The 22,067-nt window shown below is 65.5% G+C and carries 15 protein-coding genes; 4 read left to right on the forward strand and 11 right to left on the reverse strand.

From position 1 onward, the window contains the following. Window positions 1–34: 34 nt before the first annotated feature. Window positions 35–535 carry a DUF4124 domain-containing protein gene (locus C662_RS08400; RefSeq protein WP_002927239.1) on the forward strand — a complete coding sequence of 167 codons (501 nt, stop codon included), beginning with the start codon at window positions 35–37 and terminating at the stop codon, window positions 533–535. Window positions 536–540: 5 nt separating this feature from the next. On the opposite strand, the gene C662_RS08405 is transcribed toward C662_RS08400, so the two are convergent. Both C662_RS08405 and C662_RS08410 read right to left on the reverse strand, forming a co-directional pair. Then, window positions 541–867 carry an RnfH family protein gene (locus tag C662_RS08405; RefSeq protein ID WP_002927241.1) on the reverse strand — a complete coding sequence of 109 codons (327 nt, stop codon included), beginning with the start codon at window positions 865–867 and terminating at the stop codon, window positions 541–543. Beyond that, entirely contained in the window at window positions 867–1,307 is a 441-nt protein-coding gene (locus tag C662_RS08410; protein WP_002927243.1) for a type II toxin-antitoxin system RatA family toxin, read from the reverse strand. Before C662_RS08410 ends, C662_RS08405 begins: the two co-directional genes overlap by 1 nt. Window positions 1,308–1,439: 132 nt before the next feature. On the opposite strand from C662_RS08410, the gene smpB reads away from it, so the two are divergent. Next, window positions 1,440–1,886 carry an SsrA-binding protein SmpB gene (gene smpB, locus C662_RS08415; RefSeq protein WP_002927245.1) on the forward strand — a complete coding sequence of 149 codons (447 nt, stop codon included), beginning with the start codon at window positions 1,440–1,442 and terminating at the stop codon, window positions 1,884–1,886. 13 nt (window positions 1,887–1,899) lie between these two features. Here smpB and C662_RS08420 read toward each other — a convergent pair whose 3' ends face one another. From C662_RS08420 to C662_RS08435, 4 genes are read right to left on the reverse strand one after another with little or no spacing between them, the layout of a single operon-like run. After that, window positions 1,900–3,504 (reverse strand): protein adenylyltransferase SelO, encoded by a 1,605-nt coding sequence (locus C662_RS08420; protein ID WP_002927247.1) that lies wholly within the window; start codon window positions 3,502–3,504, stop codon window positions 1,900–1,902. A 15-nt stretch (window positions 3,505–3,519) separates the two neighbouring features. Then, window positions 3,520–5,046, reverse strand: coding sequence for an ABC transporter permease (locus tag C662_RS08425; RefSeq protein WP_002927248.1), 1,527 nt, complete (start codon window positions 5,044–5,046; stop codon window positions 3,520–3,522). Between the two features lie 20 nt (window positions 5,047–5,066). After that, window positions 5,067–6,044, reverse strand: a complete 978-nt coding sequence (locus C662_RS08430; protein ID WP_002927249.1) for an ABC transporter permease — start codon at window positions 6,042–6,044, stop codon at window positions 5,067–5,069. Then, window positions 6,044–8,260 carry an ABC transporter substrate-binding protein gene (locus tag C662_RS08435; protein WP_051018555.1) on the reverse strand — a complete coding sequence of 739 codons (2,217 nt, stop codon included), beginning with the start codon at window positions 8,258–8,260 and terminating at the stop codon, window positions 6,044–6,046. The genes C662_RS08430 and C662_RS08435 overlap by 1 nt, the downstream gene beginning before the upstream one ends. Window positions 8,261–8,436: 176 nt before the next feature. On the opposite strand from C662_RS08435, the gene fabI reads away from it, so the two are divergent. Beyond that, on the forward strand, window positions 8,437–9,231 hold the full coding sequence (fabI, locus tag C662_RS08440) for an enoyl-ACP reductase FabI (protein ID WP_002927251.1): 795 nt from the start codon (window positions 8,437–8,439) through the stop codon (window positions 9,229–9,231). 97 nt (window positions 9,232–9,328) lie between these two features. Here the strand turns inward: fabI and C662_RS08445 are convergent, their stop codons facing one another. Further along, window positions 9,329–11,218 carry a SurA N-terminal domain-containing protein gene (locus C662_RS08445; protein WP_002927253.1) on the reverse strand — a complete coding sequence of 630 codons (1,890 nt, stop codon included), beginning with the start codon at window positions 11,216–11,218 and terminating at the stop codon, window positions 9,329–9,331. Window positions 11,219–11,390: 172 nt separating this feature from the next. Between C662_RS08445 and C662_RS08450 the strand changes: the two genes are divergently transcribed. Next, window positions 11,391–14,687 carry an EAL domain-containing protein gene (locus C662_RS08450; protein WP_002927264.1) on the forward strand — a complete coding sequence of 1,099 codons (3,297 nt, stop codon included), beginning with the start codon at window positions 11,391–11,393 and terminating at the stop codon, window positions 14,685–14,687. Window positions 14,688–14,693: 6 nt separating this feature from the next. Here the strand turns inward: C662_RS08450 and clpB are convergent, their stop codons facing one another. The 4 genes from clpB to C662_RS08470 form a co-directional block, all read right to left on the reverse strand. After that, entirely contained in the window at window positions 14,694–17,279 is a 2,586-nt protein-coding gene (clpB, locus tag C662_RS08455) for an ATP-dependent chaperone ClpB (RefSeq protein WP_002927268.1), read from the reverse strand. 70 nt (window positions 17,280–17,349) lie between these two features. Then, window positions 17,350–19,395 carry a sodium:solute symporter family protein gene (locus tag C662_RS08460; RefSeq protein ID WP_002927270.1) on the reverse strand — a complete coding sequence of 682 codons (2,046 nt, stop codon included), beginning with the start codon at window positions 19,393–19,395 and terminating at the stop codon, window positions 17,350–17,352. A gap of 34 nt (window positions 19,396–19,429) precedes the next feature. Next, a complete protein-coding gene (locus C662_RS08465; protein WP_002927273.1) occupies window positions 19,430–21,688 on the reverse strand; it encodes an exonuclease domain-containing protein in 2,259 nt (752 codons plus the stop codon). A 3-nt stretch (window positions 21,689–21,691) separates the two neighbouring features. Further along, complete coding sequence (locus C662_RS08470; RefSeq protein WP_002927274.1) at window positions 21,692–22,060, reverse strand: response regulator transcription factor; 369 nt, start codon at window positions 22,058–22,060, stop codon at window positions 21,692–21,694. Window positions 22,061–22,067: the final 7 nt, after the last annotated feature.

Here is a 22,067-nt window from a genome sequence, read left to right on the forward strand (position 1 = left end):
GCGCCATGTAAGCCGCGCCTTCCGGAGATTTTCCATGTCGCGCCCCGCGGTAGTCCTCCTCGCACTGCTCATTGCCCTTCCCGCCTCGGCGCAGATCTACCGCTGGACGGACAGCGCCGGCCAGGTGCATTTCACCGACACCCCACCGCCCAGTGAAGACTACGCGGTGATTCAGCGTCCGCGCACGACCGCAGCGCCGACACCTGCCGCGGTGGCGCCAGAGCCCGCCCCGGAAAGCGAGGACGAGACAGCTGAAGCACAAGCGGGCCCGCAGACCACGGCCGAACGCGAGCAGGCGCTACGCAAGCGCCGCCTGGAAAAGGAAGAGGCCGAGGCCAAACAACAGGATGAGGCGGCGCGGGAAGCTGAACGCAAGCGCTTCTGCGAGGACACCGCAAACCAGATCACTGCCCTCAGGTCAGGGCAACGCGTGTCACGCTTCAATGCGCGCGGCGAACGCGAATTCCTCGACGATTCAGCCCGCGCCGCCGAGACCGAGCGCCTCGAGCGCCAGATCGCCGAACACTGCCGCTGAGCGCCTCAGGCCTGCTCTTCGGCCGGCCCGCCGCCTTTCTTCATCACCTTGCCCTCGTCGGCGCGCTTCTTGCGCACGGCCTTCGGGTCGGCGATGAGCGGACGGTAGATCTCCACCCGGTCACGGTCGCGCAGTTCGGTATCCGCCTTCACCAGCTTGGCAAACACGCCGAGCTTGTTCTTCTTGTCGAGCTCGATGTCAGGGTACTTCGCGAGCAGTCCCGAGGCCTCGATGGCCTCGCGTACGGTCGCCCCCTCGGGCAAGCGCAGTTCGACGAGTTCCTGGCGCTGCGGCAGTGCGTACACCACCTCGACATTGATCATCGCGGTCATCACGAAACCCTGGGGTAGACCTGCCCGGCACGCTTCACGAACGAATCGACGAAGGTGTTGGCAATGTGGTTGAACACCGGCCCCAGCACCTTCTCCAGCAGCTTGCTGGAAAACGCGTAGTGCAGGCTGAACTCGACCTTGCACGCGGTATCCCCGAGCGCAGTGAACAGCCAATGGCCATCGAGATGGGTGAAGGGCCCGTCGGTCAAGCGCAGGCGCATCTCGGCAGGATAGCGCTTGGCGTTCTCGGTGCTGAAATGCGCCTTGATGCCGTGGTAATTGATGTGCAGGGTGGCCGAGGTGACGGTGTCGGTGCGCTGATGCACATCGGCGCCGCCGCACCAGGGCAGGAACTGGGGGTAGTCCTCGCAGCGATCGACCAGGTCGAACATCTGCGCCGGAGTGAATTCGATGAGTACGAGCTTCTTGACGTCGGCCATGAAGGAGGAGCGGTTGCGTTGCCGGCACGGCGTCGGAAACGCGGCGCGGCCAAACTGTTAAGATGCGCGATTCTACCGCATGCGGACACCCGGTTTCGCAGCCGCGCGCGGTATCCGGGGAATCACCACACCATGAGCATCATCGAAAACCGCAAGGCCACTCACGACTACTTCATCGAGGAACGGCACGAAGCCGGCATGGTCCTCGAGGGCTGGGAAGTGAAGGCCATCCGCGCTGGACGCGCCAACATCAAGGAGTCCTACGTCGTCATTCGCGGCGAGGAGATCTTCCTGTTCGGCATGCACATCACGCCGCTCACCACGGCCTCGAGCCACGTCCGCCACGACCCCACGCGTACGCGCAAGCTCCTGCTGCACAAGAAGGAGATCGCCCGCCTGATCGGCAAGGTCGAGCGCGCCGGCTATACACTGGTGCCACTCGACATGCACTTCAAGCAGGGCCGCATCAAGCTCGAGATCGGGCTTGCCAAGGGCAAGAAGCTGCACGACAAGCGCGAGGACGAGAAGAAGAAGGACTGGGAGCGCGAAAAGCAGCGCCTGATGCGGGTGAAAGTCTGAAGCACGCGGCGCGTCACGAACTGCACGACAGCATCGAACACCCGGCCTTGTCGCGCGCCCAGTCCGGGCGCTTGGCGGCAAAGCGCTCCCGCCCCGGCTGCGCCTCGTAGGGCTTGCGCAGCACGTCGAACAGGGTCTCGAGTTCGCCGAGATCACCCTGCTCGGCGGCGTCGATGGCTTGCTGCGCCAGATAGTTGCGCGGCACGTAGAGCGGATTGACCGCGTTCATCCGAGCCCGCCGAGCCTCCACCGGCACGCCCTCCTCCGCCACCCGCACCGCGTAGCGCCGCAGCCAGGCGGCAAAGTCGCGCGCCACTTCGGCGCGGCGCGCCTCGGCGTAGAACACGCCAGCGTCGAGCCCGGTCTCGAACAAGACCGGGTCGGGTTCGGCCACGTCCAGGTCGGCGAGTCGGCGGAAAAACAGCGTCATGTCCATCTCGCCCGCCTGCAGGATACGGTGCAGTTCATCGAGCAGGTAGCCGTCGCCGTGTGTGTCATCGTCCGTCGCTCCGGCACGCCACGATGCCAGGCCGAGCTTGGCGCCCATCATCCGCCGGTATTCGGCCTCGTGCAGCTCGGCATAGCCAACCAGCGCACGCTCGAGCGGCTCGACCTGCTGCAGCACCGGATACACCGCATTCGCCAGCTGCCACAGGTTCCAGTGCGCGATGCGTGGCTGATGTCCGAAGCGATAGCGCCGGCCTGCGGCGTCGGTCGTGTTCGGCGTCCACTCGGGGTCGAAGTCATCGATCCAGCCATAGGGGCCATAGTCGATCGTCAGGCCCAGAATGGACATGTTGTCGGTGTTCATCACCCCATGCACAAAGCCGACCCTCATCCAGTGTGCGAGCAACACCGCCGTTCGCCGGCAAACCTCCTCGAACCACGCCACGCGGCGCGCAACCGGGTCGCGCTCGGCAGCAAGGGCGGGAAAGTCGCGGGCGATGGTGAAGTCGATCAGGCGCTCGAGCAGGGGCTCTTCGCCGCGCGAGGCAAAGATTTCGAAATTGCCGAAGCGGATGAAGGACGGCGCCACCCGGCACACCACCGCCCCCGGCTCTGGCCGCGGATGGCCGTCGTAGAACATGTCGCGCACCACCTGTTCGCCGGTGGCCACCAGGCTGAGCGCGCGTGTGGTCGGCACGCCAAGGTGGTGCATCGCTTCGCTGCACAGGAACTCGCGGATCGACGAGCGCAGCACCGCACGCCCATCGGCCCGGCGCGAATACGGCGTCGGCCCCGCACCCTTCAGCTGCAGTTCCCAGCGCTGGCCTTGCAGGTTGATCGCCTCGCCCAGGGTGATCGCCCGCCCGTCACCGAGTTGCCCCGCCCAGTTGCCGAACTGATGGCCACCATAGCAGGCGGCGTAGGGCTCCATGCCCGGCAGCAGCGCGTTGCCGCCGAACACCTCCGCAAACTGCTGGCTGCGGACATCCGCCTCATCAAGACCGAGGAGCGCCGCCACCTCCGGCGACCACGCCAGCAGCGCCGGGGCACGTACCGGTGTCGGCTCGACGCGCGAATAGCAGGCACCATGCACCTGGCGAACATGACGCCCCAGCACCGGGTCGGCAGGCAGTTCACGCACGAAAAGGTTATCGAATCGAAGCTCTTTCATCTGAATCCGGCAAGCTCATCCACGGCGGGGATCGAAAGCGTCACGCACGACATCGGCGAACAGGTTGGCGGCAAGCACGAGCACGAACATGAACACAAAGGCGGCCGCCAGTGACCACCAGACCATCGGCTCGCGGGCAAGTTCGGCACGCGCCATGTTGATCATGGTGCCGAAGCTGATCGTGGTCGGATCGACGCCGATGCCGACATAGGACAGCACCGCCTCGGCCAGCACCAGCCCGGAGAAATCCATCACCAGCGCGATCATCACGATGTGCATCACGTTGGGCAGGATGTGACGGCGCAGAATGGCCGGCGTCCTCACCCCGAAGGCGCGCGCCGCCTGGACGTACTCCAGCTCGCGCAACTTGAGCGTCTCGCCGCGCAGCAAGCGGGCCAGCCCCGTCCAGCTGGTGATGCCGAGGATGAAGCACAGCGCCAGCAGGCGCGCGTCCGACCGCTCGGCGGCGGTATCGAACCACTGCGGGTTGGTGTCGATGACAACCTGCATCATCAGCACCGCAGCAGCGATCAGCAGCACGCCGGGAATGGCGTTGAGCACCGTGTACAGGTACTGCACGACATCATCCACCCAACCGCCCAGGTATCCGGCTGCAATACCGAGGGCAACCGCAAAGGGCATCATCACCAGCGTGGTGATGGTGCCGATCACCAGTGCCGTACGCACGCTCTTGAGCGCGAGATACAGCACGTCCTGGCCGACCTTGTCGGTACCGAGCACGTGATACAGCGGCGCAAGCTGCAGGCAGAGGGCGACGATCAGGAGCAGGACGGCAAGCGTGAACAGCGCCGCGCGCCACGCCAGCACCGTGCGCCCGCCGAGCACCGCCGCTGCCACCGCACCCCAGCCCAGGCCGCTTCCACGCCATACCATCGTTACCAGGAGCAGGAAGGCAAGGACCGACCACAGCGCGGCCTGCCCCACTGCGCTCAGCACCCGCGCCACCACGTCCGCGCTGCGCTCATGCTCGGGGACCTGCAGATGGGCAGCGCCATGGACCAGCCGCGGGTAGTCGCGCACTTGCCGGCCATCCTCGAGCTCCATCGTCTCGCGCTGGTACAGGCGCCAGGCAAAGGGCGCCGAATAGGTCTTCTCGGTCTGCAGGCGCAGCGGCATCAACAGCGCATCGAGCAGGGAAAGCACCTCGGTCGAGTACTGCGCGACCGGCGTGCCCTCACCCTTGTCCTGTCTCGCGTCCTCTCCCGCGTCCTTTCCCGCGTCCTCTCCCGACGCAGTCTGGTCGGTGCCGACCGGGGCCGGCGCGCCCTCAGGATCCGCCACTGCGATCGTGGTCGCCAATGCCGGCAACAAAGGCCGGTAATGCAGGCTGTCGAGCAGGCCGACCGCAATGAAGGCGAGCAACACGGTCGCCGCCGCCATGCCGGCCGGTCGCTTGCCGACCCGGCGCCATGCGTCACGCAAGGGCGCTTGCCCGCGCACGTAGAGCGCGGCGAGCACGGCCACGCCAACGAGCAGGAAAAGCAGCGCATCGGTCCACAGCAGCACCGGCTGGAAGCCCATCGGTATTCCCCACGGCGCGCTCATTGCAGCCTTACCCTGGGATCGACCAGCGTGTAGGAAATGTCGGTCAGGATCAGACCGATGATGTAAAGCACCGACCCGATGAACACCATCGCCCTCACCACCGCGAAGTCCTGTGCATTGATCGCATCGATCGTGTAGCTGCCCAGGCCGGGAATGGCGAAGAAGGACTCCACGAGCAGGCTGCCCATGAACAGCAGCGGAATGACCACCACCACCCCGGTCAGGATCGGGATCAGGGCATTGCGCAGCACATGACGGAACAGCACCGCGAGCTCGGACAGCCCCTTGGCGCGCGCGGTGCGCACGTAGTCCTTCGAGACCTCCTCGAGGAAGATGGTGCGATACCAGCGCGCGCTCGAGCCAATGCCCGCGAGTACGCTGATAAGCACCGGCAGCACGAGGAAGCGCGCAGCATCGAGCCCGGGCGCGTAGCCGGAGATCGGCACCAGCGACCACATCTTGGACACCAGCCACTGGCCGCCGATGATGTAGAACAGGCTCGAGATCGACATCATCGCCACGCACAGCACCACACCCCAGAAATCCAGGTAGGTGGCGCGGAAGAACACCAGCAACAGAGCGAAGCTGATCGACACGACCAGGCTCAGTACGAAGGTCGGCAGCGCAATCGCCAGCGAGGGCCCCATGCGGTCGCGGATCTCCTGGCCGATATCACGCCCGTCGTCGGCGCGGCCGAACTCGAGCGCGAACATGCGCAGCGACTTGTCGAAAAAGATGGTGTCGGTGAAGCGCGCACTGCCCGCGGCCTCGGCATTGACGAACAGCGGCTTGTCATAGCCGCGATCGACCTTCCAGCGCTCGATCGCCTCGGGTGTGGCGCGCTTGACGCCGATATGCATGCGCGCCATGTCGTCGGGCGAGTTGACGACGAAGAAGAGCAGGAAAGTGAGCAGGTTAACCCCGATCAGGATCGGGATCGCGTACAGCAACCGCCGGACAAGGTAGGCCAGCATCAGCGCTCGCCTCCTTCAACCGAGGACGATGACGCCGCCGCCGGCAAGGGCGACACCGGCGCTGCGGTCGCAGTCTCGCGCCGTCGCCAATGGATCAGCGCAGGGGCGATCGCCGCAGAGAGCAAGCATGCCACCAGCGCCAACGGCCACAGCACCGGCCGGTTCCACTCGGCCCGCGCCGCCTCACGGCGTTCCACATCGAGGCGCTGGTACTGCATCGTGTTGCGCACCATCGCACCCGGCTTGCGGTTGAGCACCCAGCCATGCTGCAACGAATAGGCCTTGGGGTGGAAGGCGAAGATCCACGGCGCATCGTGCTGAAGCATCGCCACCATGCGGTCGATGATCTGCTGGCGCGCCGGGCCGTCGGGCATCGCCTTCATGCGCTCGAACAAGGCGTCGTACTCCGGGTTCTCGTAATTGGCGGCGTTCTGGCCGTTGAAGCGCACCTTGCCTTGCGCACCATGGAGCAGGAAGAGCAGGTTCTCGGGATCGGGGTAGTCGGCATTCCAGCCGAAGAAGAACAGCTGCGCATTGCCCTGACGGATCTTGTCCTGGAAGCGGTTGAAGTCGGTCGGGCGGACGACGAACTGCACGCCAAGCTCGCGGAACTGCTTGGCCAGCCAGTCCGAGCGCGCCTTGTCGCCCAACGCGCCCGGGGTGGTGTCGAGGTTGATGATGAGCGGCTCACCGGTACGCGCATTGCGCCCGTTTGGCCAGCCCGCCTCGGCCAGCAGCCGGCGCGCCTCGTCCACGCTGCGACGCACCGGACGCCCATCGACCTCGTCCCCGCGCCACTCGTACACCACCGGATTGATGCCCGCCCTGCCCTCGCGGGCGCCGAAGATACCCGGCGGAATCGGACTCATGCCCGGCACCCCCCGGCCATTGAGGAAAATCGATACGAACTCCTCCATGTCGAGCGCGATCGAGATCGCCTGGCGCAGTTTGCGCGCGCGCTCCTGCTCAGCCTTCGACGGCCCGCCGCCCAGCAAGGGATCGAGCATGTTGAAGCCCAGGTAGAAGATCGACGGCGATACCGCGGTCAGCAGGCGGATACCGCGCGCCTCCATTTCCTGAGACAAGGACACGTCGCCTTGGCTGGTCAGCGTCACCGCCTGGTCGAAATTGTCCGAAGACACACCCGAGGCGTCGTAATAGCCTTGCAGGAACTTGTTCCAGTAGGGGATGCCTTCGCGCTCGCGGGAAAACACCACCTTGTCGATGAAAGGCATGGTCTTGCCGCAATCGGCCAGGCGCCCTGCCGCCGCATCGCTATCCTCGCCCTCGCACGGATAGGGCGTCCCACGGTAGTTCGGGTTGCGTACCAGCACCATGCGTGCATTCGGGTTGTTCTCAACAAGCATGTAGGGGCCGGTTCCAACCGGCCACCAGTCCAGGGTCAGGTTGCGCTCGGCCATGCCGGGCTGGGCGAAGAATCGGTCCACCTCGGGCGGAACCGGACTGAAAAAGGGCATCGCCAGCCAATACAGGAACTGCGGATAAGCGCCCTGCAGGGTGATGCGGTAAGTATGGCGATCGACCACCTCGACACCGGGCAGTTCGAAGCGGGCAAGGTCCAGCCAGCCGCCATCGCTCGCGGCAGCGACGGCGAGCGCTTCCTGCAGCGTCTTGAGCCCCGGCAGGTACTCGGCCATCAGTTCGAAGATCGGCGAGTGCAGGCGCGGATTGGCGAGACGCTTGATCTGATGCACGTAGTCGCCTGCCTCGAGCTCGCGCGTGCCGGTGTGCTCGAAGTCACCCAGGCCGCGCACCCCGCGCAGGTCCGCGGGCTGCAGGTTCATGTAGCGCGGCGCCCCCGCCTCATCGAGCGCAAACGCCGGGTGTGGCTGGTAAAGGATGCCGGGCTTGATGCGCACCTCGACCACCGTCCTGGCCGCCTTGGAGGCGTCGGCCGACACTGCCAGCTCACGACCCGAGGCATCGTAGCGGCGCAGCGTCGGCATCGCCGCCGCGGTCGCCGGTTCGAGCACGTAGGGCCGCTTGAGGTAGTGATACTGCAGCGGCGGCTCGACGATCTGGTAAAGGAAGGTCGCCTCGTCCTCGCTGTAGGACTGCACCGGATCGAGATGCTTGGGGCGCTCGGTGAACGCCGTATAGAGCACGTTGGCGCCGCGCTCCTCACCCGGGTAGGGGTCGTTCCATGCCGAGCCGCAGGCGCTCGCCACAAGGCCTGCCAGCAGCGGCACACACATCACGCACAGGTTACGACGCAGGCCGGAAAAGCGGAACACGTGCAAGGATCTGGATCAAAAGAAGGGCCGATTCTGGCAGGTTTACCGTGTCGGCGCGACCGCTGAAGCGCGCCGGACCGTTAGCCCTTGCAGCCTTGCGGCTATAATCGTGCCCTTGTCATCGGGAGTCATCGTCCATGGGTTTTCTTGCCGGCAAACGCATCCTCATCACCGGCCTGCTGAGCAACCGCTCGATCGCCTACGGTATCGCGAAGGCGATGCACCGTGAGGGCGCGGAACTCGCATTCACGTACCAGAACGAACGTTTCCAGGAGCGCGTGGCGAAGATGGCCGCGGACTTCGGCAGCGCGCTCGTGTTCCCGCTCGACGTCCAGGACGACGCCCAGATCGACGGCCTGTTTACCGCGCTCGGGCAGCACTGGGATGGCCTGGACGGGCTGGTGCATTCGATCGCCTACGCCCCGGGCGAGGCCTTGGAGGGCGACTTCCTCGACGGCCTGTCGCGTGACGCCTTTCGCGTCGCGCAGGAGATCAGCGCCTACAGCTTCCCCGCGCTGGCCAAGGCGGCGCGGCCGATGATGAAGGGACGCAAGGGGGCACTGCTCACGCTGTCCTACCTGGGTGCCGTGCGTACCATGCCCAACTACAACGTGATGGGCCTGGCCAAGGCCAGCCTCGAAGCCTCGGTGCGCTACCTGGCCGTCACCCTCGGCCCCGAAGGCACGCGTGCAAACGCCATCTCCGCCGGCCCGATCAAGACACTCGCAGCCTCCGGCATCGGCAGCTTCGGCAAGCTGCTCGCCTTCAACGAACACAACGCGCCGTTGCGCCGCAACGTGACCATCGACGAAGTCGGCAACACAGCCGCCTTCCTGTGCTCCGATCTCGCCAGCGGCATCACCGGCGAAGTCATGTATGTCGACGCCGGCTTCAACATCACCGCGCTCGGCAATCCTGCGCCCATGGACTGACGCGCCTGCGCGCGGCGATGGCGTGACCGCACACCTATAAAAAAGCCCGGCAACAGTACCGGGCTTTTTTCGTTGCGGCAGCGCTTACCTGAAGGCCTTACTGCACCTGCAGCGCGCCCGGGCTGATCTCGACCTTGTAGCGCTGGCGCAGATCGGCTAGGAAACCGGCAAAATCACGGCCCGCGAGCAACTGCGAGTACTGCGCGGCGACCAGCTCGATACGCTCGTCGTCGCCGGCAATCTGCGGTCGCTCGACGGCATCGACACGGTAGATCACGTAGTCGCCTTCGCTCGAAGCCACCCCGACGAAGGCAGGAAGCGGCTCGGCAGGCGCGGAAAACACCGCCTGCATGGCCGCTGCAGGCAGGCCCGGTGCGCCACGTTGCAGCGTACGCGCCTCGGCCCAATCCCCCACGGCCTCGCCGCCCTTCTGCAGCGCTGCGAGCATCTCGGCTCCAGACTCGGCCGCGCGTGCGCGTGCGTGCTCCAGCCTCAGGTCGTCGGCAATGCGCGTGCGCACCTCTTCCAGCGGCAAGCGCTTGGCAGGCTCGGAGGCCTTGACCCGTGCCGACACCAGCGTGCCGTTGCCGATCTCGATCGCTTCGGTGTTGCGGCCCTTGTTCAGCGACTCATCGCCGAACAGCGCGCTCCGCAGACGTTCGTTGGCGAACGGGCCACTACCTTCAGCACGCGACATCCAGTCGGTGGTCAGCACCTCGAGTCCAAGCAATTCTGCAGCCGGCGCCAGGCTGTCGGACTGTTCGTACACCGTGTTGGCGAACTGCTCGGCAAGCTCTGCAAAACGCCGGCCGGCGGCCGCACCGCGCAGCTCGGCGACGATCTCGTCACGCACTTCTTCCAGCGCCTTGATCGTGGCCGGCTTGATGTCGGTCACCTCGATGACATGGACGCCAAACTCGCTGCGCACCGGGTCGCCGATTTCGCCCTTGCTCTGGGCGAAGACCGCGTCTTCGAAGGCGCCCACCATCATGCCCCGGCCAAAGAAGCCAAGGTCGCCGCCCCGCCCTGCAGAACCCGGATCCTGGGACTGCGCGCGGGCGATCTCGGCAAAGCGCTCGGGCTGCCCGCGCAGGGTATCGACCAGCGCACGCGCCTCGGCCATCACCTTGTCGACCTCGGCTGCATCGGCAGCGGCGTCAAGGGAGAGCAGGATGTGTCGGGCCTGGCGTTCCTCGGCCACGCCGAAACGGCCCTGGTTGCCTTCGTAGAAGGCCTGGACCTCGTCGTCGGCCACCTCGATGCCGCGCTCGACCGCAGCGCGGTCGAACAGCAGGTACTCGGCCTGCACTCGCGCGGGTTGCTCGAAACGAGCGGCGTTAGCCTCGTAGTAGGCCTTCACTTCGTCGTCGGTGATGCTCACATCGGCGGCAAAGCGGCTGACCGGGAAGCGCAGCTCGCGAATCCGGCGCTCCTCGAGCTGAGCCGCCAGGAAGCGCTGAGCCGACGCCTGCGGCACGATCCCGGCGTCGCCGACCGAGGCGACGATCTGCTGGATGCGCACATCCTGGGCCACCCTGGCCTCGAAGCTGGCAGGCGTCATGCCCTGAGCACGCACCAGCATCTCGTATCGCTGCAGCGAGAAACGACCGTCCTCCTGGAAGGCCGGCACGGCGGCGATCGCCTCCTGCAGTTGCTGCGGCGTTACGACGAGCCGGTTCTCCGCGGCGTAGAGCGCGAGCACACGCTGGTTGATGAGGTTGTCGAGCACGACTCTGCGGAGCTCGGTCGATTCGAGCAGCGCGCGATCGACCTGGCCACCCGCACTCTGGCGCAGTCGGTCCTGCTGTTCGCGCAGGGCCTGGTCGAACTCGAAGGCACTGATGCCCGTACCCGCGACCTTGGCCACTTCGTTACCGGTGGGCGAGTCGCTGAAATAGGCATCCATGCCAAAGAAGGCAAAAGGAACGATGAGGATCGCCAGAATGACCTGGGCGACACGCTTGTTGCTGCGAATGGTTTCGAACATCTCGATTTCCGCGAGGGACTCAGGAAAGGGCCCGGGCATGCATGCACTGCGGGGGCGGAACCGCCGGGCGCCCGGATCAAGCCCGCGAGTTTAACGCATCCACCGCTCAATCAGGCGCGGGCGTGCACGATGCCTCAACAAGCGCAGATCACTGCCCTTTATACTGCGCGCGATGAAACCGGCCCCGGCGCTGCCCTATCTCCTCTCTGTCGTCATCCTTGCGCTGGCATACGCGGTGGCGGGCTGGCTCAGCCTGAACATGGCGATCCCGCCCGGATACGCCGTGCCCGTGTTCCCGGCCGCTGGCATTGCAATGGCTGCACTGCACATCTACGGCAGGCGTCTGTGGCCCGGCGTACTGCTCGGTTCGCTCGCGGTGCAGGCTCTGGCAGGCGCTGCTGTCGGTGCCACCAGCCCCCTTGTCTCAGTGCTTGCGCTCGCGCCCGTCGCCGCGGCATTGCAGGCGGTACTGGGCGCCTGCCTCATCGACCGATTCATTGGCCGCAAGAGTGCCTTCGACGACACCGCGAGCATTCTGCGCCTGCTCGCCCTGATCGCCCCCGCGAGCTGTCTCGTCTCGGCAACCGTCAGCACGCCACTGCTGGTGCAGGAAGGCCTGATCGCCCGCGAGGACCTGTTCTTCAACTGGTGGAACTGGTGGCTCGGCGACACGCTCGGCGTGATCATCGCCACCCCCTTGATGCTGGTGCTGTTCGGTCGCCCGGCGGCGGACTGGCGCAGCAGGCGCAATGCAGTGGCCGTTCCGCTGCTCGTTGCCCTGGCGATGCTGAGTATCGCCTTCAAGCAGGTCATCTCATGGGAGGAGAACCGCATCCACGCGCAATTCGAGCGCGACGCGCACCTCCTTGCCACCCAGGTCCAGCGCAGGTTCGACGCCCAGATCGACATGATGCTGTCGATCAGCGGCCTGATCAGCAACAGCGATCAGATCACCCGCGATGAATTCAAGGCCTTCGTCAGCCCCTGGCTGCACCGCTACCCCGGCACCCAGAACTTTGCCTGGAACCCGCTCGTACGCAACGACGAGCGCGAAGCGTTCGAGGCCGTCATGCGGGAGGACACCCCCGGCTACCGCATCCTCGACCGTGACTTCCAGGGCCAGACCTTTCCAGCCGCTCAAGCCGCGCGCTACTACCCGATCGCCTTCGTCGAGCCCAGGGCGACGAACCTTAGCGTGATCGGCATGAACCCCTACGCGCTACCCGCAGCGGCAGTGGCCATCGAGACAAGTCAGCGCAGCGGTCGCCCGGTGGCGAGCGACCCCTTCCGTCTGGTACAGGAGCGTGACGACCAGCGCGGCATGGTCGTCTATCTCGCCACACTGGCACCAGGCTGGAACAAGGCCGCTGCGCGCACCGGCGAACGACGCAGCGGGATCGTGTCGGCAGCCTTTCGCATGGACGACGCGATTGCGAGCGCACTCGACCCCAGACTGGCTGCGCTCATCGAACTGTGCCTGATCGACCGCTCGGGTGGCGCCCCGGGTACACGCCTGAGCGGAACGCCCGGCTGCGAAGGTCCGGGCTGGCTGGAGCGTAAAGTGCGGCATGCCCACGCGTTCGAGTTCGGCGAGCGTCCGCTCGAAGTCCTGTTGAGGGCAACACCCGCCTATCTGCTCAGCCTGCGCAGTTGGGCCGCATTGGGCACCGTCGTCGTCGCCCTGCTTGCCACCGCCCTGCTCGGCGCCTTCCTGCTGATAAGCTCCGGCAACACGCGCCGCATTGCCGCGCTGGTCGAACGCCGCACGCAGGAACTCGAAGCCACCCATGCCGACCTCCACGACAAGCAGGCTGCACTCAACGAAGCCATGCGAATCGCACAGATGGGTAGCTGGGAGAGCTTCGACGGTCTGCGCGGCCTGCGCTGCTCGCATGGGCTGCACGGCCTGCTCGGCCGCCAGCAGGCCGAGCTGAGCTCGATCGACGACATCGTCGCCAGCTTCCGTGAGGACGACCAGAGCGCGCTGCGCGAAATCATCGACGAGCTTACGCAGGCTGCGGGCCTGCGCACCATCGACTGCCGTACGCTGAGCGAACCGCCACGCGTACTCCACCTGCAGATCGAGAGCGAATGGTCGGAGCATGGCCTGGGACGCCTGCGCGGCATCCTGCAGGACGTTACCCGAGCCCGAGAATCAGAGGCGCACATCCACTACCTGGCGCGCTTCGACACCCTGACCGGACTGCCGAACCGCAGCGCATGGCTCGAACACGGTGCGGTCGCGCTGCGCAGCGCGACCCGTCACCACGACCGTTTCGCCGTGCTCTTCCTCGACCTGGACAACTTCAAGACCATCAACGACTCACTCGGCCACGCCATGGGTGATCGACTGCTGGAAACAGTCGCACACCGCCTGAGCGCATGCGTACGCGCCGAGGATCAACTCGCGCGTCTGGGCGGCGACGAGTTCGTGGCCCTGCTGCCACGCATCGCCGGACCGACCGATGCTGCCGCCGTCGCACGCAAGATGCTCGACGTCCTTGCCGCAACGATCGAGCTTGATGGTCATGAGCTTCGCCCCTCGGTCAGTATCGGGATCGCCCTCTTTCCCGAGGACGGTGACACCGTCGAGATCCTGCTCAAGCACGCCGACACGGCGATGTACGGCGCAAAGGCCGCTGGTCGCAACAACTTCCAGTTCTTCACCGCGGACATGAACGTACGCGCCACCGAGCGCCTCCTGCTCGAGAACGCGCTGCGCCGCGCAATTGCCACAGACCAGCTCAGCTTGCACTACCAGCCCCAGATCGATACGCGCAGCGGACGCACCATGGGTTGCGAAGCGCTCGTGCGCTGGAACGACCCTGCCCAGGGGCCGATATCTCCTGCCCGCTTCATCCCTGTTGCGGAAGACTCCGGCCTGATCATTCAACTCGGTGACTGGGTCTTGCGCGAGGCATGTCGGCAACAGGTACGCTGGTCGCAGGCCGGGCTGGGCGAGGTCTGTATTGCCGTCAACATCTCGGCCCTGCAGTTCCGGCGTGCCGAATTCGTCGATAGTGTGATCGCCATCCTGCAGGAAACGGGCGCTTCGCCGAGCGCGATCGAGCTCGAGATCACCGAAAGCGCGCTGATGCAGCCGGGTGAGCAGCTGCTGGAGCGCCTGCACCAACTCGTCGGCCACGGCCTCAGCCTGGCCCTTGACGATTTCGGTACCGGTTACTCTTCCCTCGCCTACCTGAAACGCCTCCCCATCGCCCGCCTGAAGGTCGACCAGAGCTTCGTCGCCGACCTGCCGGGCGACCCGGAGGACGCTGCCGTCGTCACCGCCACCTTGTCGATGGCGCGCGACCTGGGTCTCGAGGTCGTCGCCGAGGGAGTTGAAACCCAGCAGCAGCGCGCCTTCCTGTGCGAACGACAGTGCACACTGATGCAGGGCTACCTGTTCTCGCGCCCCCTGGCGGCAGACGACTTTGCCGGCTGGCTGAAGGCGCACCCGCCGGCCTGACCCGCCTCAGCGCTGGACGCGCTCGAACTCCAGCCTCCCGGCAGGGGCATCGACACGCACCGTGTCCTTGGCGGCAAACCGGCCCTCGAGAATCGCCTTGGCGAGCGGATTCTCGATGTACTCCTGGATCGCACGCTTGAGCGGACGTGCGCCGAACACCGGATCGAAACCCGCGCTCGCCAGCTCGGCCAGCGCCGCATCGGTAACCTCCAGGCCCATCTCCAGCCTGGCCAGGCGCTTCTCCAGGTACTGCAGCTGGATACGGGCAATGCCGGCGATGTGCTTTTCGTCGAGGGCGTGGAAGACGACCACTTCATCGATACGATTGATGAACTCGGGGCGGAAGTAGGTCTTCACCTCGGCCATTACGGCAAGCTTGATCACGCCGTAGTCGTCACCCGCCATGGCCTGGATCATCTGGCTGCCGAGGTTCGACGTCATCACGATCACGGTGTTCTTGAAGTCCACCGTGCGCCCCTGCCCGTCGGTCATGCGGCCGTCGTCGAGTACCTGCAGCAGCACGTTGAACACATCCGGGTGCGCCTTCTCGACCTCGTCGAACAGGATCACGCTGTAGGGCTTGCGCCGCACCTGCTCGGTGAGGTAACCGCCCTCCTCGTAGCCGACGTAGCCCGGCGGCGCACCGATCAGGCGTGCGACCGAGTGCTTCTCCATGAACTCGCTCATGTCGATGCGGATCAGGTGTTCCTCGGAATCGAACAGGAAATTCGCCAGCGTCTTGCACAGTTCGGTCTTGCCCACGCCCGTCGGGCCAAGGAAGAGGAATGAGCCATAGGGGCGGTTCTCGTCCGACAGGCCGGCTCGCGAACGCCGGATGGCATCAGCCACCAGGCGCACGGCCTCGTCCTGGCCCACCACGCGCTCGTGCAGCTTGTCCTCCATCTTCAGCAACTTGTCGCGCTCGCCCTGCATCATCTTGCTCACCGGGATACCCGTGGCGCGCGACACCACCTCGGCAATTTCCTCGGTGCCGACCTGGGTGCGCAAGAGCTTGTTGGGCGTGGCGCTCTCGCCCGCCTGCTCGGCCATCTTCAATTGCCCCTCGAGCTGAGGCAGCTTGCCGTACTGCAGCTCGGCCACCTTGTCGAGCTGGCCCTTGCGCTGGAACTCGGCCATCTGCGCGCGCAGGGCGTCGATCTCTTCCTTGATATGGGCCGAGCCGGCGACCTTGGCCTTCTCGGCCTTCCAGATCTCTTCCAGATCGTTGTACTCGCGCTGCAGCTTGGCGAGCTCATCCTCGATCAACTGCAGGCGCTTCTGCGAAGCCTCGTCCTTCTCCTTCTTCACCGCCTCGCGCTCGATCTTGAGCTGGATCATGCGGCGGTCGAGCTTGTCCATGACCTCGGGCTTGGAGTCGATCTCCATCTTGATCCGCGCGGCCGCCTCGTCGATCAGGTCGATCGCCTTGTCGGGCAGGAAGCGGTCGGTGATGTAGCGGTTGGACAGCTCGGCCGCAGCCACGATGGCCGGGTCGGTGATGTCGACACCGTGGTGAATCTCGTACTTCTCCTGCAGCCCACGCAGGATGGCGATGGTCGCCTCCACGGTCGGCTCTTCAACCAGCACCTTCTGGAAGCGACGCTCGAGCGCAGCGTCCTTTTCGATGTACTTGCGGTACTCGTCCAGCGTGGTGGCGCCGATGCAGTGCAGTTCTCCACGGGCGAGCGCGGGCTTGAGCATGTTGCCCGCATCCATCGCGCCTTCGGCCTTGCCGGCGCCCACCATGGTGTGGATCTCGTCGATGAAGAGGATGATGCGACCTTCGTCCTGCGCGATCTCCTTCAACACCGCCTTCAGGCGCTCCTCGAACTCGCCACGGTACTTGGCACCGGCCAGTAGCGCCGCCATGTCGAGCGACAGCACCTTCTTGCCCTTGAGCGTCTCGGGCACCTCGTCGTTGACGATGCGCTGCGCCAGGCCCTCGACGATCGCGGTCTTGCCCACACCCGGCTCGCCGATCAACACCGGATTGTTCTTGGTGCGGCGCTGCAGGATCTGGATCGCGCGGCGGATTTCGTCGTCGCGGCCTATCACCGGGTCGAGCTTGCCGCTGCGAGCACGCTCGGTGAGGTCGAGGCAGTACTTCGACAGCGACTCACGCTGGCCCTCGGCATCCTGGCTGCCTACGCTGGCTCCGCCACGCACGGCCTCGATCGCGGCCTCGAGCGGCTTGCGTGCGAGACCATGTTCCTTGAGCAGCCGGCCCGCTTCGCCCTTGTCATCGGCGAGCGCGAGCAGGAACATCTCGCTGGCGATGAACTGGTCGCCGCGCTTCTGGGCTTCCCGATCGGTGATATTGAGCAGGTTATTGAGGTCGCGGCCGATGCTGACCTCGCCGCCATGGCCTTCGACCTTGGCCAGGCGGCCAATGGCCTTGCCGACAGCGCTCTTGAGCGGCGGCACATTGACCCCGGCGCGTTGCAGCAGCGACACGCTGCCGCCATCGTCCTGCTCGAGCAGCGCCTGCAGCACGTGCAAAGGCTCGATGAACTGCTGGTCGTTGCCGACGGCGATGCTTTGCGCATCGGCGAGGGCCTGCTGGAACTTGGTGGTGAGCTTGTCGAAGCGCATGACGGACATCCTCGGGATTCGTTGAACTGAACCCTATGTGGGGCGTATCGGCCGCGGTTCAAGGGGCGACTCAGGGCTCCATCCTGCGTTCGCCCGCAATCTCGGGGTAACGTACGTAGTCCACCAGGTCCTGAATTTCCTGCGGCGGCGGCTTGGTCAGCAGGCTCACCACCACGATGGTGACGAAGCCCAGCGGTACGCCGAACACCCCGGCCGAGATCGGATTGATGTCGAACCAAGCGTTGGCCATCGAGCCGCCGAAGAACGCATGCGTGCGTACGACGTAGAGGAGCGTAACCGACAGGCCGACGAGCATGCCTGCGACCGCACCCGGCCGGTTTGCGCGTTTCCAGAAAATGCCAAGCACCAGCGCCGGGAAGAAGGCCGAGGCGCCGATCGAGAACGCGAGCCCGACCATGAAGAGGATATTGTCCGGGCGCAACGAGGCCACCCAGGCAGCGACCACCGCCACCACCAGCAGCTGGGACTTCGAGATCACCAGCCGGCGGTGGGCAGTCGCCTGCGGGTTGACCACCTTGTAGTACAGGTCATGAGAGAGCGCATTCGATATCGTCAGCAACAGGCCGTCGGCGGTCGACAAGGCTGCCGCCAGGCCCCCTGCGGCGACCAGGCCCGACACCACGTAAGGCAAGCCGGCAATCTCGGGCGTCGCGAGCACGATCACGTCGGTATTGATCCGCAACTCTGCGAGCTGCAGGATGCCATCGCCGTTGAGATCCTCGATCCTGACCAGGCCGACCTTGCCCCAGGACGCCACCCAGTCGGGCAAGATGCTCAGGCTCGAGCCGACCACGTTGTGATAGACCTCCCACTTTGCGAACACGGCGTAGGCCGGCGCGGTCACGTAGAGCAGGAAGATGAAGAACAGCGACCACATCACCGATCGCCGCGCCTCCATCACCCCCGGCGTCGTGTAGTAGCGCATCAGGATGTGCGGCAGCGCCGCAGTGCCCACCATCAGCACGAACATCAGGGCGAGGAAGTTGTTGCGCGCCACCCGCGATTCGTGCTCGTCTCCCCCAGGGTGGGCCTCGGCATGCCGAGGCGGCGGCTTCGAGCGCTCGAGCGCTTCGGCACGCGCACGGGCCCACACCTGCTGGGCCTCGGCGGGGCTGCGCGGCAGATCGCGCAGCGCCCGCTCGGTGAGCGCAATCTCGCGCGCCGGGGCATCGTTCAGGCGCATGTCGTTGAGACGCTCGATGAGTACGCGGCGCTCGATCTCCAGCGACTCCGGCAGCGCCTCCAGCATCGCACTGTAGTTCTGCGCACGCTGGCGGTACATGGCGCGCACCTCGACCTCGGCCGGCGCCTGTAGCAGGTGATCCTCCTGTGCGCTGATCTGCTGCAGCACCGTCCCATACACTGCCTGCGGAATCGGTATCCCGGTCAGCTTGTAGGACAGGATCACCACCGGAACCAGATAGGCGATGATCAGGATCACGTACTGCGCAACCTGGGTCCAGGTCACCGCGCGCATCCCCCCCAGGAAGGAACACACCAGGATCCCCGCCAGTCCGATGAAGAGCCCGATCTCGAACTCGACGCTGACGAAGCGGCTCGTCACCAGCCCCACCCCATAGATCTGCGCGACCAGATAGACGAAGCTTGCGAGCACCGCTGCGGCAAGCCCGACCAGGCGAGCGACGTTGCCCTGGTAACGCGCGCCGAGGAAGTCGGGGATCGTGTACTGGCCGAACTTGCGCAGATAGGGGGCGAGCAGCAAGGCCACGAGCACGAAACCGCCCGTCCACCCGGTCACGAAGGCCAGCCCCTCGAAGCCGCTGAAATAGAGCGTGCCGGCCAGGCCGATGAACGAGGCCGCGCTCATCCAGTCTGCAGCGGTGGCCATGCCGTTGAACATGGCCGGCACCCGCCGCCCGGCGACGTAGTACTCGGACACGTCGGAGGTCCGGCTCATGACGCCAATGCCGGCATAGACGGCAATGGTGACGAACAGGAAGACGTGGCCGATGACCCGCTCGGACAGGCCAAGGTACTCGCCCACCGCAAGCAGGACCACGAACAGCGCGAAGGTCCCCGTATACCAGCCGTAGTAACGCCTGAGCTGGCGGTTGAAGCCGGCGTTGCGCCTCAATCCGGGCCTCCGCGGGCAAGGCCGGCACACGCCATCAGTACTTGATCCGCGCGTAGTAGGTCTTCTCGGCGGCCTCGCGCGCCTCACGCAAGGTTCGTATGCCGCGCTCCGCCAGCAGCGGAACGAGCTTGAGGAACACTTCTGCGGTCACGATCGCGTCACCCAGCGCAGTATGACGACCGATGATGGTCAGGCCCATGCGCTCGGCAATCGCCTCGAGCCTGTGCGACTCCTGATTGGGGTGGATCACCGCCGACAGCAACAGCGTGTCGATGACCGGCTGGTCGAACTTCAGCCCCGTCTGCGCCTCCTTGAGCTGCAGGAAACGCATGTCGAACGCAGCGTTGTGCGCGATCAGCACGGTATCGGCAGCAAACGCGTGGAAGGCCGGCAGTACCTTGTCGACGGTCGGCTGGCCACGCAACATGTCCGAGGTGATGCCGTGTATCTTGGCCGATTCGGCCGCAAGCGGACGCTGCGGGTCGATGAGCTGCTCGAACGATTCGCTGCGCAGCAGCTTGCCGTTGAGGATGCGGGTGGCGCCGATCTGGATGATCTCGTCGCCCTGGGACGGATTCAGGCCGGTGGTCTCGGTGTCGAAGACGGTGTAGGTCAACTCAGAGAGCAGGCGGTCCTCGAGGCCATGGGATCGGTCAGACCAGGCAAAGAGGTCGAAATCGTAGTACTCCGGCCGGCTCTCGCCACGCAGGTAGTTGTCGACGACTGCCGCTTCCTGCGGCGTGGCCGCGGGCAGCACAATGCGGAAGAACGCGCGGTGACGCACCTTCTCGCGCTCGAGCCACATCTCGCCATCATGCCGGTCGATGACGTCGCGCACCGTGAGCGGACTGCTTTCGCCCTCGATCTGCATCGGTTCGAGTTCCCAGCTCATCACCGTCTCGGTGCTCATGGCCTGGCCTTGCCAGATGAGGTCAAGATGCAGCAGCCGCCCTGCGCCGCTGAGCCGGAAACGGATTTCTCGCACTTCGAATTCGTCGGACAGGCGGCTCGCCAGATATGTGATTGCCTGCATGAGCGAGAAGCTGTCGACCTTCATCCACAGCGACTCGTCGACCTCCTCGAGCTTGGTGCGCAGCGAAATGCGGCTCTCGATGCGCCTCTGCACCGCCGAGATCAGGTCGGCGCCGAGCATCTCCTCCAACGGCCAGCGCGCCTTGAGCGAGTCGGCAAACTCGTTTGCGGTCTGGTTGAGACGGCTTCCCATTGCCTCGACCTCGTCGCGGATCACACCACGGAAGCGCTGGCGCATCTCGTCGGGCAAATCGGCATAGTCGAGCATCTCGGCCGCCGCGCGCACGTTCGCCAGCGAGGCGCGATTGCCTTCGGTCAGCGAATGCAGCATCTGATCGCGACGCGACTCGGTCTCGAAGTTGCGCGTGATGTTGTCGAGCATGAGGATGAAGCCGGTCAGTGTGCGTTCGGGCGCAACGGCCGGCTCGCTGTCCGCCGCTTCGGCTGCGGCACTGCCTTGCGTCGGCTCGACCACCGCCACTGCATCGGCCGCGGCATCGCTGCGCGGGGGGGCGATCACCGACAGCACCGGGGCCATCTGCACGCGCAGCAGTTGCCCCGCCTTGGTGGTGGTGACGAAATTGGCCTGCGGCTGCGCAACACCGCGGCGCAGGCGCTGCTGGATGGTGTCGAGCGCGTGCGCAATGAGGTTGCGCTCGAATACGCCGTAGATCGATCGCCCAAGGCCGATCAGCTCACCGCCACCGGCCACAGCCGGCGCATCCGAGAGCGCCCTGAACTGCGTGCGCGCACGGTTGTTGTAGAGCAGGATACGGCCATCGAGATTGCACACGACCACACTCTGCGTGAGCTCGGACATGAGTGCCGCCAGGCGGTTCTTCTCGAGCTCGACGGACTCCTTGGCGCGCGTGATCTGCGCCTCGACGTCGGTCAGCAACTCGTCACGCTGGGTGGCAAGCTCGTTGGCGGCGACTGCAAGCGCCTGCACTTCGGGCGGCCCGTCGGGCTGCACTCGAAAGCCACGATTGGCTCCCAGCATCAGGCGCAGGTGTTCCGACATGCGCAGCAGGCCCTGCACGTACTGCCGAAACAGCGCGCGCACCACACCCACGCCGGCCGCAAAGCCCAGCGCCGTGAGCATCGTCCCCAGGGTCAGGTGGGGGGCGATCACCTGGATCAGCTGCTGGCGTCCCTCGTCCTGTGTCTCAACCCAGATGATCAGCGCTGTCAGCAGAAAAGGGCCGGTCATGAGCAGGAACAGCACGATCACCGCGAGTATGAAACGCGTACGTGCCTGCATCGATCAGCCCTCCAGCAGGCTGCGTACCTTTTCCACCAGCTCCTTGGTGGAAAAGGGCTTGGTCATGTAGGCGTCTGCCCCCAGGGCGAGGCCCTTGGCAACTTCGGTGTCGCGCCCCTTCGCGGTCAGCATCAGGATGCGCACCGACGCCAGCGCCGGATCAGCCTTGATTTCCTGGCAAACCTCGAAACCACTCTTCTTGGGCATCATCACATCGAGCAGGACCAGATCAGGCTGGTCGGCACGGATGCGCTGCACGGCTTCCTCACCGTCATTGGCGATCGCCACCTCGAAGCCTTCGCGCTTCATGAGGAACTCGAGCGAAATGACGATGTTCTGCTCATCGTCGGCAATCAATATTCTCTTGTTCATTCAGACT

Origin of the sequence: Thauera sp. 28, from assembly GCF_000310145.2 — a bacterium.
Lineage (GTDB): Bacteria > Pseudomonadota > Gammaproteobacteria > Burkholderiales > Rhodocyclaceae > Thauera > Thauera mechernichensis.

Bases quoted from the DNA above. Each gene is read 5' to 3' on its own strand.
- C662_RS08405 (WP_002927241.1), bottom strand. From the start codon at position 867: ATGACCGCGATGATCAATGTCGAGGTGGTGTACGCACTGCCGCAGCGC.
- C662_RS08470 (WP_002927274.1), bottom strand. From the start codon at position 22,060: ATGAACAAGAGAATATTGATTGCCGACGATGAGCAGAACATCGTCATT.
- C662_RS08430 (WP_002927249.1), bottom strand. From the start codon at position 6,044: ATGCTGGCCTACCTTGTCCGGCGGTTGCTGTACGCGATCCCGATCCTG.
- C662_RS08450 (WP_002927264.1), top strand. From the start codon at position 11,391: ATGAAACCGGCCCCGGCGCTGCCCTATCTCCTCTCTGTCGTCATCCTT.
- fabI (WP_002927251.1), top strand. From the start codon at position 8,437: ATGGGTTTTCTTGCCGGCAAACGCATCCTCATCACCGGCCTGCTGAGC.
- clpB (WP_002927268.1), bottom strand. From the start codon at position 17,279: ATGCGCTTCGACAAGCTCACCACCAAGTTCCAGCAGGCCCTCGCCGAT.
- C662_RS08425 (WP_002927248.1), bottom strand. From the start codon at position 5,046: ATGGGCTTCCAGCCGGTGCTGCTGTGGACCGATGCGCTGCTTTTCCTG.
- C662_RS08410 (WP_002927243.1), bottom strand. From the start codon at position 1,307: ATGGCCGACGTCAAGAAGCTCGTACTCATCGAATTCACTCCGGCGCAG.
- C662_RS08445 (WP_002927253.1), bottom strand. From the start codon at position 11,218: ATGTTCGAAACCATTCGCAGCAACAAGCGTGTCGCCCAGGTCATTCTG.
- C662_RS08465 (WP_002927273.1), bottom strand. From the start codon at position 21,688: ATGCAGGCACGTACGCGTTTCATACTCGCGGTGATCGTGCTGTTCCTG.
- C662_RS08420 (WP_002927247.1), bottom strand. From the start codon at position 3,504: ATGAAAGAGCTTCGATTCGATAACCTTTTCGTGCGTGAACTGCCTGCC.
- smpB (WP_002927245.1), top strand. From the start codon at position 1,440: ATGAGCATCATCGAAAACCGCAAGGCCACTCACGACTACTTCATCGAG.
- C662_RS08400 (WP_002927239.1), top strand. From the start codon at position 35: ATGTCGCGCCCCGCGGTAGTCCTCCTCGCACTGCTCATTGCCCTTCCC.
- C662_RS08435 (WP_051018555.1), bottom strand. From the start codon at position 8,260: ATGTGTGTGCCGCTGCTGGCAGGCCTTGTGGCGAGCGCCTGCGGCTCG.